Source organism: Ancylobacter sp. IITR112, from assembly GCF_041415945.1.
Taxonomy (GTDB): domain Bacteria; phylum Pseudomonadota; class Alphaproteobacteria; order Rhizobiales; family Xanthobacteraceae; genus Ancylobacter.
In genome coordinates, this window is the sequence record NZ_JBGCUS010000001.1 from 3,839,340 (window position 1) to 3,852,812 (window position 13,473).

General features: G+C 69.6%; 15 protein-coding genes. 9 read left to right on the forward strand and 6 right to left on the reverse strand.

Annotated features, from left to right (window positions below; all coding sequences use genetic code 11):
* Positions 1-99: 99 nt before the first annotated feature.
* The 3 genes from coaA to AAC979_RS18285 all read left to right on the forward strand — a co-directional run bounded on the left by coaA (position 100) and on the right by AAC979_RS18285 (position 2,873).
* A complete protein-coding gene (coaA, locus tag AAC979_RS18275) occupies positions 100-1,059 on the forward strand; it encodes a type I pantothenate kinase (RefSeq protein WP_371348310.1) in 960 nt (319 codons plus the stop codon).
* 143 nt (positions 1,060-1,202) lie between these two features.
* Positions 1,203-1,844 carry an alpha-ketoglutarate-dependent dioxygenase AlkB gene (locus tag AAC979_RS18280; protein WP_371348311.1) on the forward strand — a complete coding sequence of 214 codons (642 nt, stop codon included), beginning with the start codon at positions 1,203-1,205 and terminating at the stop codon, positions 1,842-1,844.
* Positions 1,845-1,898: 54 nt separating this feature from the next.
* Positions 1,899-2,873 carry a hypothetical protein gene (locus tag AAC979_RS18285; RefSeq protein ID WP_371348312.1) on the forward strand — a complete coding sequence of 325 codons (975 nt, stop codon included), beginning with the start codon at positions 1,899-1,901 and terminating at the stop codon, positions 2,871-2,873.
* A 72-nt stretch (positions 2,874-2,945) separates the two neighbouring features.
* On the opposite strand, the gene grpE is transcribed toward AAC979_RS18285, so the two are convergent.
* Together grpE and hrcA are read right to left on the reverse strand one after the other, a co-directional pair.
* A complete protein-coding gene (gene grpE / locus AAC979_RS18290) occupies positions 2,946-3,563 on the reverse strand; it encodes a nucleotide exchange factor GrpE (protein WP_371348313.1) in 618 nt (205 codons plus the stop codon).
* 79 nt (positions 3,564-3,642) lie between these two features.
* The gene (hrcA, locus tag AAC979_RS18295; RefSeq protein WP_371348314.1) at positions 3,643-4,743 is read right to left on the reverse strand and encodes a heat-inducible transcriptional repressor HrcA; all 1,101 of its coding nucleotides are present in this window, start codon (positions 4,741-4,743) and stop codon (positions 3,643-3,645) included.
* 158 nt (positions 4,744-4,901) lie between these two features.
* Here hrcA and rph point away from each other — a divergent pair, with 158 nt between their 5' ends.
* From rph to hemW, 3 genes are read left to right on the forward strand one after another with little or no spacing between them, the layout of a single operon-like run.
* Entirely contained in the window at positions 4,902-5,615 is a 714-nt protein-coding gene (gene rph / locus AAC979_RS18300) for a ribonuclease PH (RefSeq protein WP_371348315.1), read from the forward strand.
* A complete protein-coding gene (locus AAC979_RS18305; RefSeq protein ID WP_371348316.1) occupies positions 5,612-6,277 on the forward strand; it encodes a non-canonical purine NTP pyrophosphatase in 666 nt (221 codons plus the stop codon). The genes rph and AAC979_RS18305 overlap by 4 nt, the downstream gene beginning before the upstream one ends.
* Positions 6,270-7,445 carry a radical SAM family heme chaperone HemW gene (gene hemW, locus AAC979_RS18310; protein ID WP_371348317.1) on the forward strand — a complete coding sequence of 392 codons (1,176 nt, stop codon included), beginning with the start codon at positions 6,270-6,272 and terminating at the stop codon, positions 7,443-7,445. Before AAC979_RS18305 ends, hemW begins: the two co-directional genes overlap by 8 nt.
* Before the next feature lie 10 nt (positions 7,446-7,455).
* Here the strand turns inward: hemW and AAC979_RS18315 are convergent, their stop codons facing one another.
* Entirely contained in the window at positions 7,456-8,664 is a 1,209-nt protein-coding gene (locus AAC979_RS18315; RefSeq protein ID WP_371348318.1) for a penicillin-binding protein activator, read from the reverse strand.
* A gap of 215 nt (positions 8,665-8,879) precedes the next feature.
* Here AAC979_RS18315 and rsmI point away from each other — a divergent pair, with 215 nt between their 5' ends.
* The 3 genes from rsmI to gshB all read left to right on the forward strand — a co-directional run bounded on the left by rsmI (position 8,880) and on the right by gshB (position 11,257).
* Positions 8,880-9,803 carry a 16S rRNA (cytidine(1402)-2'-O)-methyltransferase gene (rsmI, locus tag AAC979_RS18320; protein ID WP_371348319.1) on the forward strand — a complete coding sequence of 308 codons (924 nt, stop codon included), beginning with the start codon at positions 8,880-8,882 and terminating at the stop codon, positions 9,801-9,803.
* On the forward strand, positions 9,796-10,200 hold the full coding sequence (locus tag AAC979_RS18325; RefSeq protein WP_371348320.1) for a YraN family protein: 405 nt from the start codon (positions 9,796-9,798) through the stop codon (positions 10,198-10,200). The genes rsmI and AAC979_RS18325 overlap by 8 nt, the downstream gene beginning before the upstream one ends.
* Before the next feature lie 115 nt (positions 10,201-10,315).
* Positions 10,316-11,257 (forward strand): glutathione synthase, encoded by a 942-nt coding sequence (gene gshB, locus AAC979_RS18330; protein ID WP_371348321.1) that lies wholly within the window; start codon positions 10,316-10,318, stop codon positions 11,255-11,257.
* 76 nt (positions 11,258-11,333) lie between these two features.
* Here gshB and AAC979_RS18335 read toward each other — a convergent pair whose 3' ends face one another.
* The 3 genes from AAC979_RS18335 to AAC979_RS18345 all read right to left on the reverse strand — a co-directional run bounded on the left by AAC979_RS18335 (position 11,334) and on the right by AAC979_RS18345 (position 13,468).
* On the reverse strand, positions 11,334-11,618 hold the full coding sequence (locus tag AAC979_RS18335) for a DUF1150 domain-containing protein (protein ID WP_018388532.1): 285 nt from the start codon (positions 11,616-11,618) through the stop codon (positions 11,334-11,336).
* Between the two features lie 46 nt (positions 11,619-11,664).
* Positions 11,665-12,087 carry an Hsp20 family protein gene (locus AAC979_RS18340; protein WP_371348322.1) on the reverse strand — a complete coding sequence of 141 codons (423 nt, stop codon included), beginning with the start codon at positions 12,085-12,087 and terminating at the stop codon, positions 11,665-11,667.
* Positions 12,088-12,379: 292 nt separating this feature from the next.
* Positions 12,380-13,468, reverse strand: a complete 1,089-nt coding sequence (locus tag AAC979_RS18345) for a GNAT family N-acetyltransferase (protein ID WP_371348323.1) — start codon at positions 13,466-13,468, stop codon at positions 12,380-12,382.
* Positions 13,469-13,473 lie beyond the last annotated feature (5 nt).

Genomic DNA, 13,473 nt, shown 5'->3' on the forward strand with positions numbered 1-13,473 from the left:
AGGGCACGGGCCGGGTGGTATCACGTCCCCTGCTAAAGTGGTATACGGTCGACCAACGCCTGGCGCTTTGAATGTCCGGGCGAGCCGGGAAACGCTACCATGGACCTGAAGCTCGACGGGGCGATGCTGTCGCCGTTCCGTAATTTCAGCCGCGCCGAATGGGCGGCTCTGCGTGCCGATACCCCCCAGCCGCTCAAGCCGGACGAGATTCAGCGGCTGCAGGGCCTCAATGACCGGCTGTCGATCCCCGAGATCGAGGAAATCTACCTGCCGCTGTCGCGCCTGCTCTCGATCTATGTCGGGGCGACGCAAAAGTTGTTCCGGCAGATGCAGAAATTTCTCGGGCCCGAGCAGAACGGCAAGATGCCCTATATCATCGGCGTCGCCGGCTCGGTGGCGGTGGGAAAATCCACCACCGCCCGCGTGCTGCAGGCGCTGCTGGCGCGCTGGCCGAACACGCCGAAGGTTGCGCTGGTCACAACGGACGGCTTCCTGCTGCCCAATGCCATTCTCGAACAGGAAGGGCTGATGGGGCGCAAGGGCTTTCCGGAAAGCTACGACCTGCCGGCGCTGCTGCATTTCCTCACCGACATCAAGGCCGGGCGGCGGCCGGTGCGGGCGCCGGTCTACAGCCATTTCGACTATGACGTGACCCCGAACGGGATGATCGAGGTCGACCAGCCGGACATCCTCATCGTCGAGGGGCTGAACGTGCTGCAGACCAGCCGGCCGCCCAAGGATGGCAAGGGCATTCCCTTCGTCTCCGATTTCTTCGACTTCAAGGTCTATATCGACGCCGACGAGACCATTCTGGAGCGCTGGTATGTCGAGCGCTTCATGCGGCTGCGCGAGACCGCCTTCCGCGATCCGAAAGCCTATTTCCACCGCTATTCCAGCCTGACGGGGGCGGAGGCGGACGCCACCGCCCGCGCCATCTGGCGCTCGATCAACCTCGTCAATCTGCGCGAGAACATCCTGCCTACCCGTCAGCGGGCCGACCTCATCCTGCGCAAGGGCGGCGACCATGAGGTCGAGGCGGTGGCGCTGAGGAAGCTGTGAATGGGCCCTCTGCTGCCCGGACGCCAAAACGTGCGGTCATCCCGGCCGGAGCGAAGCGCAGAGCCGGGATCGCGGGCATTGGGCTCGCGTGGAGGCGGACGATCCCGGATCGGCCTTAGGCCGTCCGGGATGACGGGTGAAAGATGAATTCGCCGGTCGCGATCGTGCCTGGCTGCCTCTACTGGCCCGGCTGGCTCGACCGCGAGGGGCAGGAAGCGCTGGCGGAGGAACTGCGCCATGTGCTGGCCGAGGCGCCGCTGTTCACCCCGCTCATGCCGCGCACCGGCAAGCCTTTTTCCGTCCGCATGTCCAATTGCGGGCCGCTCGGCTGGGTGTCGGATGTCGGCGGCTATCGCTACCAGGAGACCCATCCCGAGACCGGCCGGCCCTGGCCGCCCTTCCCGCCGATGCTAAGCCGCGCCTGGGAGGAACTGGCCGGGCGCGCGCCGGCCCCGGAGGCGTGCCTGATCAACTGGTATGGGCCGCAGGCGCGCATGGGGCTGCATCAGGACCGCGACGAGGAGGAGTTCTCCGCCCCGGTGCTGTCGCTCTCGCTCGGCGACACGGCGCTGTTCCGCATCGGCGGCACCACCCGCAGCGACCCGACCCGCTCGCTCCGCCTCGCCTCCGGCGACGCGCTGCTGCTGTCCGGCCCGGCGCGGCTCGCCTTTCACGGGATCGACCGGCTCTATCCCGGCACATCAACCCTGCTGAAGCAGCCCGGGCGCATCAATCTGACGTTACGGCGGGTACGCCAGGCGGGGGCCGGCGAAATTCGGCCTTGATGAACGCGCAGAAAGGGCGAAGTTACAGCTTCCTTAAAGCCCGAAGGATTGCGAATGCGCCTTGTTGCCCGTTTTGCCGCCGCCGCCTTTTCCCTTGCGGTTTCACTTGCGGCCCTCGCCCTTCCCGCCACCGCCCAGACCATTTTCGCCAATGACGGCACGATCGGCCTCGTTCCGCCGGACGGCATGATGCCGGTTCCCGGCGTGCCCGGTTTCCAGGACCCGGCGGCCAAGGCGTCGATCCTGGTGCTTGAAATGCCCAAGCCCGCCTATGCCGAGATCACCACCAATGTCGCCACCAAGGAGCTGGAAAAGCAGGGCGTGACGGTGGAGGAGCGGCGCGACCTCACCCTGGCCGACGGCGTGCCGGCGGTGCTGCTCAAGGGCTTCCAGACCGTGGGTGCCGGTGCGCTGAAGAAGTGGATCCTCATCGCCGGCGGCAAGGACCAGACCGGCATGATCACGGTGCAGTTCCCCGAGGCCGCCGCCAGCCGCTACCCCGACGCCAAGGTGGAGGCGGCGCTGAAGACGGTGGTGTTCCGCGCCCCGCCGAGCCCCGAGGAAATGCTGGCCAAGCTGCCTTTCACTCTCGACCAGCTCAGCGGCTATCAGGTGATGAAGGTGATCGGCAGCAATGCCGTGCTGCTCACCAAGCCCGATGCGGACAAGCCGGCGGGCGAGGGCAAGGACGCGCCGCAGACCCAGTCCTTCTTCATCGTCGCCGTCGGTCCGGGCGATATTCGCGAGGAGGAGCGCGAGGCGGTGGCCAAGCGGGCGATCGCCAGCGTGCCGGGCATCAAGGAGCTGCGCGTCGAGCGCGGCGGGCCGCTGCGTGTCGGCGGCCAGCCCGGTTATGAGCTGATCGCCAATGCGGTCGACCAGCAGACCGGCCAGCCGGTGAAGGTGGCGCAATGGCTGAGCTTCGGTCGCAACGGCTATCTGCGCATGGTCGGCGTCGCGCCGGCGCAAACCTTCGAGGCCGATTACACCGCCATGCGCGCCGTGCGCGACGGCGTGACGCTGCGCTGATCCGGCGCCATTCCCCGACAAAAAAGGGCCCCGCGGGGCCCTTTTTCACGCGACATTCTGGCCGGCCGGCGTTCAGTTCGCGGCGGGCGCCTCGGCCGGCGCCGCCTTCGGGCCGCCCTTGGACACGCCGACCAGCGCCGGGCGCAGCACCCGCTCGCCGAGCTTGTAGCCGGGCTGGATGACCTGAACCACGGTGCCGGACGGCACCTCGGTATTGGGCACCTCGAACATCGCCTGATGCATGTTGGGGTCGAACCGGGCGCCTTCCGCCTCGATGCGCGCCACGCCATGCTTGGACAGCGCCTGCAGCAGCGCCCGGCTGGTCAGGTCGATGCCTTCCAGCAACGTCTTCAGCGTGCCGTCGGCCCTCGCGCGCGCCTCGGCGTCGATGGCGCCCAGCGCCCGCTCGAAATCGTCGGCGACGGTAAGGATGTCGCGGGCAAAGCCGGTGATGCCATAGACCTTGGCGTCGGCCACCTCGCGCTCGGCGCGGCGGCGCACATTGTCGGCCTCGGCGAAGGCGCGCAGGAACTTGTCCTTCAGCGCGGCGATCTCGGCCTCAAGCTGTTCCTTCTCGGCGGCGAAGGCGGCAGCGAGGTCGTCCGGCGCGGCCGCTGCGCCGGCCTCGGCGCCGACAGTCTGATCGCCCGTTTCGGGCTGGTCAGCCGGGGTGCGGTTCTCGTCGCTCATGAATACCTCGTCGAAGAATGAATGTGTCCGGCGGCAGCGCGCGCGGACGATCGCCATATCGGGGTGGAAGCGGCAAAAATCAAGCCGCGTCAATCCCCGGACCGGCGAGAACGCGGCTGACCACGCGGGCGGTGAAGTCCACCATCGGCACGATGCGGGCATAGTTGAGCCGGGTCGGGCCGATCACCCCGAGCACGCCCACCACCCTTCCCTGTCCGTCGCGATAGGGCGCGACGATGGTGGAGGAGCCGGACAGCGAGAACAGCTTGTTCTCCGAACCGATGAAGATGCGCAGGCCCTGAGCGTCCTCGGCCCGGCCCAGCAGGTCCACCACTTCCTGCTTGGCTTCGAGATCGTCGAACAGCAGCCGTACGCGCTCCAGATCCTCGATGGCACGCAGATCGTGCAGCAGCCGCGTCTGGCCGCGCACGATGAGGCGCCGCTCGGCCTTGTCGCCGCCGGACCAGCTTGCCATGCCGCTTTCCACCACCCGCGCGGTCACCTCGTCGAGCTCGGCGCGGCGGGCGGCGAGGGTGCGCTCCACCTCGGTGCGCAGCTCCGCCAGCGTGCGCCCGCGCGTCAGCGCACTGAGGAAATTCGTCGCTTCCACCAGCGCCGAGGACGGCAGGCCCTTGGGCAAGGGCACCAGCCGGTTCTCCACCTCGCCATCCTCGGAAACGAGGATCAGCAGCGCCCGGCTGGGGTCGAGCGGCACGAATTCGATATGTTTGAGCCGCACATCGGTCTTGCCTGTCGTGACGACGCCGGCCCCGCGCGAGAGGCCGGAGAGCAGGTTGGAGGCTTCCGCCAGAACCCCTTCCACCGTCTGCGCGCGGGCGGCGGCGCGCACCTGCGTCTCGATCGAATTGCGCTCGTCTTCCGAGACATCGCCGATTTCCAGCAGCGCATCGACGAAGAAGCGCAGCCCGCGCTCGGTCGGCAGCCGGCCGGCGCTGGTGTGCGGGGCGAAGATCAGCCCCGCCGCTTCGAGATCGGCCATGACATTGCGCACCGAGGCCGGTGACAGCGTCATCGGGATGAGGCGGGAAATATTGCGCGAGCCGGCCGGCTCGCCGGTGGCGAGATAGGTCTCGACGATCTGCCGGAAAATCTCGCGGGAGCGCTCATCGAGCCGTGCCAGCGAGGGTGCGGCGGCGGACAGAAATGGATCGAGGGGCATCGCGGGGCCTGTCCCTTGTCTCGTCTACCCGGTCATGGGTGACTATTATCTCGGTAATCGCCGCCCATCTACAAGCCGGGGCGGCGATTGCGCCCGGCCCGCGCCGCCCTTACAAGGTCCGGCCACAGGCTGGTGCCGCCCTTGAGGAGACCTTTCGCATGCGCCCTTCCCGCCGCCTTCCCGACGAGATGCGGGCCGTGAGCTTCGAGCGCGGCGTGCTGCGCCATGCCGAGGGTTCCTGCCTCGTCAAGTTCGGCGAAACCCATGTGCTCGTCGCCGCCACGCTGGAAGAGCGGCTGCCGCCCTGGCTGAAGGGGCAGGGGCGCGGCTGGGTGACGGCGGAATATGGCATGCTGCCGCGCGCCACCCATGAGCGCACCCGCCGCGAGGTGACCTCCGGCAAGCCGTCCGGCCGCACCCAGGAAATCCAGCGCCTGATCGGCCGTTCGCTGCGCGCGGTGGTCGATCTCGAAAAGCTCGGCGAGCGCCAGATCACCGTCGATTGCGACGTGATCCAGGCCGATGGCGGCACCCGCACCGCCTCCGTCACCGGGGCATGGATCGCCCTGCATGACTGCCTGAGCTGGATGAAGGCGCGCGGCATGCTGCCGGCCATCCCGCTGCGCGACCATCTCGCCGCCGTTTCCTGCGGCATTGTCGATGGCGAGCCACGGCTCGACCTCGACTATGCCGAGGATTCGGAGGCGCATACGGATGTGAACTTCGTGATGACCGGCTCGGGCGGCTTCGTCGAGGTGCAGGGCACCGCCGAGAAGACGCCGTTCACCGAGGACGAGTTCAACGCCATGCTCGGCCTCGCCCGCAAGGGCGTGGCCAAGCTGGTCGATCTGCAGAAGCTGGCGGTCGCATGAGCGCCGCCCCGCACCGGCGGCTGGAAGGCCGCATCGTCATCGCCACCCATAATCCGGGCAAGCTGGAGGAAATGCGCGGCCTGCTGGCTCCCTATGGCGTCGACGCCGTGTCCGCCGGCGAGCTCGGCCTGCCGGAGCCGGAGGAAACCGGGCTCACCTTCGGCGAGAATGCCCGCATCAAGGCGACCGCCGCCGCCAATGCCGCCGGGCTGCCGGCCTTCGCCGACGATTCCGGCCTGTGCGTCGATGCGCTGGGCGGGGCGCCGGGGCTGTTCACCGCCCGCTGGGCGGGGCCGGAAAAGGACTTCATGGCGGCGATGACCCGGGTGGAGGAAGAGCTGCGCGAGGCCGGGGCGGAACTTCCCGATCTGCGCGGGGCGCATTTCGTTTCCGCTCTGTGCCTGGCCTGGCCGGACGGGCATGTCGAGGAATTCGAGGGCGTGGTGAACGGCACGCTGGTATGGCCGCCGCGCGGGCCGGCGGGCTTCGGCTATGACCCGATGTTCCAGCCCGACGGCCAGCCGGACGACCATCCGCGGACCTTCGGCGAGATGAGCGGGGCCGAGAAGCACGGCCTGCCGCCGCTGGGGCGCGGCCTGTCGCACCGGGCGCGGGCGTTCATGGCGCTGGCGCAGGCCTGCCTCGGGGCGACGTTTGACTGAGCGCTCGCCCGCGCCGCCGCCGGCGGATCCCGGCTTCGGCGTCTATGTGCATTGGCCGTTCTGCAAGGCCAAATGCCCCTATTGCGACTTCAACTCGCATGTGCGTCACGCGCCGCCCGACCAGGCGCGCTTCGTCGCGGCGTTCCGCGCCGAGATCGCCCACACACGCGAACGCATCGGCCAGCGCCGCACCCACAGCGTGTTCTTCGGCGGCGGCACGCCTTCGCTGATGGAGCCAGAGACGGTCGGCGCCATTCTCGACGCCATCCATGCGGCATGGCCGCTGGATGCGGGCGCCGAGGTGACGCTGGAAGCCAACCCGACCAGCGTCGAGGCCGGCCGCTTTCGCGGCTATCGCGCGGCGGGGGTGAACCGCGTCTCGCTCGGCGTGCAGGCGCTGGACGATGCCGCGCTGAAGGCGCTGGGGCGGATGCACACGGCCGACGAGGCGCTGGGGGCGGTGGCGGTGGCGCGTGCCGCCTTCGAGCGTGTTTCCTTCGATCTCATCTATGCCCGGCCGGAGCAGCGGCCGCAGGACTGGGCCGCCGAACTCCGGCGCGCTATTGACGAGGGCTGCGAGCATCTCTCGCTTTACCAGCTCACCATCGAGGACGGCACGCCCTTCGCCGCGCTGCACCGCGCGGGCAAGCTGATCGTGCCGGAGGACGAGGTGGCCCGCGCGCTGTGGGACGTGACGCAGGAGACGACCCGCGCCGCCGGCCTCCCGGCCTATGAGATTTCCAACCATGCCCGCCCAGGGGCGGAGAGCCGGCACAATCTGCTCTATTGGCGCTATGGCGAATATGCCGGGATCGGCCCCGGCGCCCATGGGCGGCTCGATACGCCCGAGGGGCGCGTCGCCACCTCCACCGAGCGCGGGCCGGAGCAATGGGTGGCACGGGTCGAGGCGCAGGGTCACGGCGTGATCACTGATGAACCGCTCACCCGCGCCGAGCAGGCCGACGAATATTTGCTGATGGGCCTGCGCCTCGCCGAGGGCATCGACCGCGACCGCTTCGCCCGCCTCGCCGGGCGCGGTTTCGATCCCGCGCGGGTGGCGACGCTGCTGGACGACGGCATGATCGAGGAACTGCCGGGCCAGCGCCTGCGCGCCACCGCACTCGGCCTGCCGGTGCTGGACGCGATCGTCGCCGATCTCGCGGCGTGAGGACGACCGGCTACGTCGCCTGCGCGAAGCTGCGCGGGGCGGGGCTGACGATCTGGCTGGTGCCGCCTGAAATCTGCATCACCGCCAGCCCGCGCTGGTTGGTGCCGTCGGCGCGGAAGCGGAAAATGCCGTCAATGCCGGAAAAGCCCGAGGGATTCTGGATCGCCGCGTCGGTGATGCCGTTCTCGCCATAGTTGTTCACCAGCGCCGCCATCAGCGACACCGCGTCATGCGAAAGCGTGGTGGTGCGCACTGGCTCGCTGCCGAAGCGCGCCCGGTAGCGCGCGGCGAAGGCGCGGAAGCCGGATGTGTCGGGGGCGGCGAACAGGCCGCCATTGAGCGCGGGATTGGCAAACAGCCGGGCGTCGTCCCACAGGCCGGTGCCGATGAGCTGCTTGCCGGCGAGATTGGCTCCCGCACCGGTAAGCGCCTGCACGATCTGCGGCACGGTATCGGCGGCATCGGGCAGGAACACGGCATCGGCCTGCGCCACCGAGCCGGCGAGGCGGCGCGCGGCTTCCGCCGCCTGGCCGGGGCTGTAGCGTTCCAGCCCGACCACCCGCCCGCCGACGATTGGCACGGTCTCGCGGAAAGCGGCCTCGACCACCGAGCCATAGGCATTGTCCGGCACCAGCCCGGCATAGGAACGCCGGCCCTGCGCCGCGGTGTAGCGGATCACCCGTTCGACATCGTTCTGGGGCAGGAAGCTCAGGAGATAGACGCCCTGCGTCGCCACATTGGTGTCGGTGGAGAAGCCGACCAGCGGCACGCCGCGCTGGCGCGCCACCTGCCCGGCGGCGGCGACGGAATGGGCGAAGAGCGGGCCGATGAGCGCGCGCGCACCCTCGTCCAGCGCCTGGTTGGCCGCCGCCTGCGCGCCGGGGCCGGTGCCGCCATCATCCTTGATGATCAGCCTTATGCGGGCGCCTGAGAATTCCGACAGCGCCATTTCCGCGGCATTGCGCAGCGACAGCGCCACCGCGCCGGCATTGCCGCTGGCGCCGAGCGGCAGGATGAGGCCGATCGGCGTGCCGGAGCCGAGCCCGGCATTCGGGTCGGGCGGCGGCGCCTCCGGCATGGGCAGCGCCGCCTGCGGCGCGCTCATCTCCGGCCCGGAGGAACAGGCGGCCAGTCCCGCGGCGCCCGCCATCAGGAGGAAGCCGCGCCGGCTGGTGCGGGCGAGGGCTGTGCGGATCGCGGCCGTTTCCTTCGCGTTCATCCGGTCGTTCGGCTCGGCTGTGCGCCCGCCACCCTGGCCGACGTTGCCCTCCCTTTTTAGGACGGCGGGACTCGCGCTGTCACCTTCTCCGCAAGGCCGGGCGCGCGAAAGCGTTAAATATCCACGCGTTCGGCCGTCTTTTCCCGCAATCGCCGGGCGTGCCGGGCCGGCACGCGGCGCATGACGCGGGCCGCGCGGCTCTCTACAATGCGCGCATGACCCTTTCCCCCGCTACCTGCGATTCCGCCGAGACCTCCGCGCCGCGCCGCTTCCGCATCGGCGCGCACAGCCTGCCCGCCGCGCGCCCGCAGCCCGGCCTCTACATCGTCGCCACGCCGATCGGCAATCTTGGTGATGTGACGCTGCGCGCGCTGGAAACGCTCGCCGGCGCCGACCTCATCGCCTGCGAGGACACGCGGGTGACGCGGCGGCTGCTGGAACGTTACGGTATCGAAACAAAGCTTGTGGCCTATCACGACCACAATGCCGAGCAGGCGCGCCCGCGTCTGCTGGCGCGGCTGGCAGAGGGCGGCGTGGTGGCGCAGGTGTCGGACGCCGGCACGCCGCTGGTCTCCGATCCCGGCTACAAGCTGGTAGCGGCCGCCATCGAGGCCGGTCATCGGGTTGTCCCGCTGCCGGGCGCCTCGGCGAGCCTTGCCGCGCTGGTGGCGGCGGGCCTGCCGACCGACCGCTTCTTCTTCGAGGGCTTTCTGCCGGCCAAGAGCGGCGCGCGCCGCACCCGCATCAGCGAATTGAAGACGCTGCCGGCGACGCTGATCCTCTATGAGAGCGGCCCGCGCCTGCCCGACAGCCTCGCCGACCTTGCCGACGGGCTCGGCCCGCGCCCGGCGGCGGTGTGCCGGGAACTCACCAAAACCTTCGAGGAGGCGCGGCGCGGCACGCTGGACGCCCTCGCCGCCCATTATGCCGAAGCCGGCCCGCCCAGGGGCGAGATCGTGCTGGTGATCGGCCCGCCAGCGGCGGCGGAAGCGAGCGAGGCCGATCTCGACACCGCGCTGAAGGCGGCGCTGGCGAGCCTCTCGGTCAAGGATGCGGCGGCGGCGGTGGCGACCGCCACCGGCCTGCCGCGCCGCGCCGTCTATGCCCGCGCGCTGGCCCTGCAGGGCGGCGATGGCTGAGGGCGGCGCGCCGGCGGATGCGGGGCGCGCGCGGGCGCTTCAGCGCCGGCAGGCCGCTTTCACCCGAGGTATGGCGGCGGAAGCCGCCGCCGCCGTCCTGTTCGAGGCCGATGGCTTCGTCATTCTGGACCGGCGCGCGCGCACCCCGCGCGGCGAGATCGACCTGGTGGCGCGGCGGGGCGACCTGGTGGTGTTCATTGAGGTGAAGGCGCGGGCGGCGCTGCGTTTCGCTGCCGAATCGATCCTGCCGCGCCAGCGCCGGCGCATCATCGGCGCGGCGGAAATCTATCTCGCCGGCCACCCCGAGCTGGCCGGGCTCGACATGCGGCTCGATGTGGTGCTGGTGGCGCCGGATCGTCCGCCGCTGCATCTTCCCGGCGCCTTCGAGGCGGAATGAGCCGGGGGAACGAGGCCGTGGCGCGGCGCCGCGCGAGCGACTAAACAGGAAGATGAAAACGCCGCCGGGCACATGTGCCGCCGGCCGGCTCCCTCCTGTCGCAGACGGAACTGCCATGAGCCTCAACGTCGCCGTCCAGATGGACCCGATCGACCGCATCAATATTGCCGGCGATTCCGCCTTCGCCCTGCTGCTGGAAGCGCAGGCGCGCGGCCACGCGCTCGCCTATTACACGCCCGACCGCATGGCGATGCGCGATGGCGAGGTGTTCGCCACCGTTCACCCGCTGGAGGTGCGCGATGTGAAGGGTGACCACTACACGCTTGGGGAGGCGCGGCGGGTGCGGCTCGACACGTTCGACGTGATCCTGATGCGGCAGGACCCCCCTTTCGACATGAGCTACATCACCGCCACGCATCTCTTGGAGCGCATTCACCCGAAGACACTGGTGGTGAACGACCCCGCCCATGTGCGCAACGCGCCGGAGAAGATTTTCGTCACCGAATTTCCGGATTTGATGCCGCCGACGCTGATCACCCGCGACCTCAACGAGATCAAGGCGTTCCGCGACGAGTTCGGCGACATCGTGATGAAGCCGCTCTACGGGCATGGCGGCGCCTCGGTGTTCCGGCTCACCCGCGACGATCTGAATTTCGGCTCGCTCTATGATCTTTTCGCCACCACCTTCCGCGAGCCCTGGGTGGTGCAGCGCTTCCTTCCCGAGGTGCGCCATGGCGACAAGCGCATCATCCTGGTCGACGGCGTGTTCGCCGGCGCGGTGAACCGGGTGCCGAGCGAGGGCGATGTCCGCTCCAACATGGTGCGCGGCGGCGCGGCGGCGGAAACCGACCTCACCGCCCGTGAGCGCGAGATCTGCGAGCGGCTGGGGCCTGCGCTGCGCGAACGCGGCCTGCTGCTCACCGGTATCGACGTGATCGACGGCCATCTCACCGAGATCAACGTCACCGCCCCGACCGGCATCCGCGCCATCAAGCGACTGGGCGGGCCGGACATCGCGGTGACGGTGTGGGACATGATCGAGGCCAAGCGCCGCTGAGGCCGGGCCGACGGGGATCAAACGAAAACGGCACCGCCCCGGTGGGGACGGTGCCGTCTTTTCAAGCGCAGGCCGCTCAGTGCACGCTGAGCGTCACCAGTTCGTTCTGCATCGCATTGGCGATCGCCGCTTCCCGGCTGTCGGTGAGCATGATCGGTGTGCCGTCGGCGGCGTGCAGGGTGAACAGCACGAGGCCGGGCGAGAGATGCGCTTGCGGAAACATTTCCGCCGCCTCTTCCGAACGGATGGTGCGCAGATAGGCGATGTGCCCGCCGCCGAGATTGGCAAAATCCTCTGCGGTGAGGGCGCCGGCGAGCGCCGAACCGGCGGAAGCGGGGTCGATGTGGAACTCATTGGTCATGGTCGGCTACTCCTCTGCGTCCAGGCGGGACCGCGTGGGAACGTCGTCACTCATCCGTCGCAATGGTGATACGCCGGACGATGCGTTCCGGTTCCGGCCGCACCAATTCGACGCAGAGCAGGCCGTTCTTCAGCTCGGCGCCGATCACCATCATGCCATCGGCCAGCACGAAGACGCGCTGGAACTGGCGGGCGGCGATGCCCCGGTGCAGAAAGACCCGCCCGGGCTCTTCGCTCTGGCGGCCACGGATGACGAGTTCCTTCTCCTCCACCGTCACGTCGAGCTGCTCGCGGGTGAAGCCCGCGACGGCCAGAGTGATGCGAAGTTTTTCCGGCTGGTCCGGCGTGGCCACCCGCTCGATATTGTAGGGCGGGTACCCGTCGGAACCTTTCATGACCCGGTCGAGCGCCCGCTCGACCTCGTCAAAGCCGAGCAGGAAGGGGCTCGACAGCGAGGGAATACGCGACATGCTCCCAAAGTCCTCGTCTGAAGCGACTTTGTGTGATGGGACCCCGTGAGGCATCCCGTTGGGAAGCGATATGGGAGGGCGCCCGCCGCCGCGCAAGACAGGGCGGCGCGACCTCTGCCGCCAGCGGGCCGCCAGTGAACGGCTTTCGCGCCCAGGCGGCGCCGGTGAAAGGCTCGCGGGAGAGGCAAGGGGGCGGGTAGGCGCCCTCCCGGCGGTCAACACGGCCGGGGCCGCTTGCGCTCCCCGGGCAAGGGTCGAGCGCCAGTTTCAGCGTGAGGCTGGGGCGCCGCGCTCAGGCGGCGTGGCGCTCGCCATTGACGCCGAAATGGTCGAGATAGCGCGGGTTGATCTTTTCCACCGGCAGCACGATCAGCACATCGGTGGTGCCGAACTGGCGATCGACAACGGCGCCGCGCCCGATCTGCGCGCCGAGGCGCAGATAGCCCTTTATCAGCGGCGGCAGCGCGGCAAGCGCCGCCTTGGCATCCAGCGCCTCGACCGAGACGAGGTCCATCGGCGCGGCGTGCTGCGGCAGCGCCTGCGCCGCCCATTCCGGATCGGTGGGCGCGAAATGGTGCAAAAAGGCCAGCGGCCGGGCGAGCGCCTGGGGATCGCAGCCTTCGAGGCTGGCGCAGCCGAACATCACGTCGATGCCGTGGCGGCGGACATAGGCCCAGATGCCGTGCCAGAGCAGTTCCACCGTGCGCTTGGTGCGGTAGGAGCTGAGCACGCAGGAGCGGCCGAGCTCCAGGAAGCGGCGGTGCGGGTGGCGCGCCAGCAGTGGGCCGATGTCGAACTCGCCCGCCGTGTAGAAGCCATTGTGCCGGTCGGCGATCTCCTGCCGCAGCAGGCGGTAGGTACCGACGACGCGCGGCACGCGCCGGCCGCGCACGACGCGGCAGGAATCGTGATCGAGCACCAGCAGATGATCGCAAATGCCATCAAAGGCGTCGACATCGCGCCGGGCGAGCCGCATGGCGGCGGCCGGGGTCGCCGACATTTCCTCGTAGAACACCTCGTAGCGCAGGCGCTGGGCGCGCCGTACATCCGCCGCCGTCACCGCGAGCCGCACTTCCAGCGCGCCGATGCGCCCCAGCGTGGCCGGGCCGGTTTCGCCCCGGCTGCCGCGGTGCCGCAGCCCGGAATAGGAGCGCAGCGCCGGCATGAGACGCGAGGGGGTGAGCGCGGCAGGCACGAGCCGCAGCGGGGCGGGTTTGGCGGTGAAGAGTTTGCCGGCGACGGGCTTGTCGGCGACGGGCTTTCCGGCGACAGGCTTGGGGGTGAAGAAGCTGCGCAGCGCCGACAGGCCCGGCGCGGCGAAGGGGACAGCGCGGGATGACGACGGCGTCCTGACACTCTCTTCGGCGAATAGCTCCGTCATGCCCG

Excerpts from the sequence above, each read along its gene's own strand:
- rsmI (WP_371348319.1), top strand. The coding sequence starts at position 8,880 with ATGACCCTTTCCCCCGCTACCTGCGATTCCGCCGAGACCTCCGCGCCG.
- AAC979_RS18325 (WP_371348320.1), top strand. The coding sequence starts at position 9,796 with ATGGCTGAGGGCGGCGCGCCGGCGGATGCGGGGCGCGCGCGGGCGCTT.
- coaA (WP_371348310.1), top strand. The coding sequence starts at position 100 with ATGGACCTGAAGCTCGACGGGGCGATGCTGTCGCCGTTCCGTAATTTC.
- AAC979_RS18280 (WP_371348311.1), top strand. The coding sequence starts at position 1,203 with ATGAATTCGCCGGTCGCGATCGTGCCTGGCTGCCTCTACTGGCCCGGC.
- AAC979_RS18340 (WP_371348322.1), bottom strand. The coding sequence starts at position 12,087 with ATGTCGCGTATTCCCTCGCTGTCGAGCCCCTTCCTGCTCGGCTTTGAC.
- rph (WP_371348315.1), top strand. The coding sequence starts at position 4,902 with ATGCGCCCTTCCCGCCGCCTTCCCGACGAGATGCGGGCCGTGAGCTTC.
- AAC979_RS18315 (WP_371348318.1), bottom strand. The coding sequence starts at position 8,664 with ATGAACGCGAAGGAAACGGCCGCGATCCGCACAGCCCTCGCCCGCACC.
- hrcA (WP_371348314.1), bottom strand. The coding sequence starts at position 4,743 with ATGCCCCTCGATCCATTTCTGTCCGCCGCCGCACCCTCGCTGGCACGG.
- gshB (WP_371348321.1), top strand. The coding sequence starts at position 10,316 with ATGAGCCTCAACGTCGCCGTCCAGATGGACCCGATCGACCGCATCAAT.
- AAC979_RS18305 (WP_371348316.1), top strand. The coding sequence starts at position 5,612 with ATGAGCGCCGCCCCGCACCGGCGGCTGGAAGGCCGCATCGTCATCGCC.
- AAC979_RS18345 (WP_371348323.1), bottom strand. The coding sequence starts at position 13,468 with ATGACGGAGCTATTCGCCGAAGAGAGTGTCAGGACGCCGTCGTCATCC.
- grpE (WP_371348313.1), bottom strand. The coding sequence starts at position 3,563 with ATGAGCGACGAGAACCGCACCCCGGCTGACCAGCCCGAAACGGGCGAT.
- AAC979_RS18335 (WP_018388532.1), bottom strand. The coding sequence starts at position 11,618 with ATGACCAATGAGTTCCACATCGACCCCGCTTCCGCCGGTTCGGCGCTC.
- AAC979_RS18285 (WP_371348312.1), top strand. The coding sequence starts at position 1,899 with ATGCGCCTTGTTGCCCGTTTTGCCGCCGCCGCCTTTTCCCTTGCGGTT.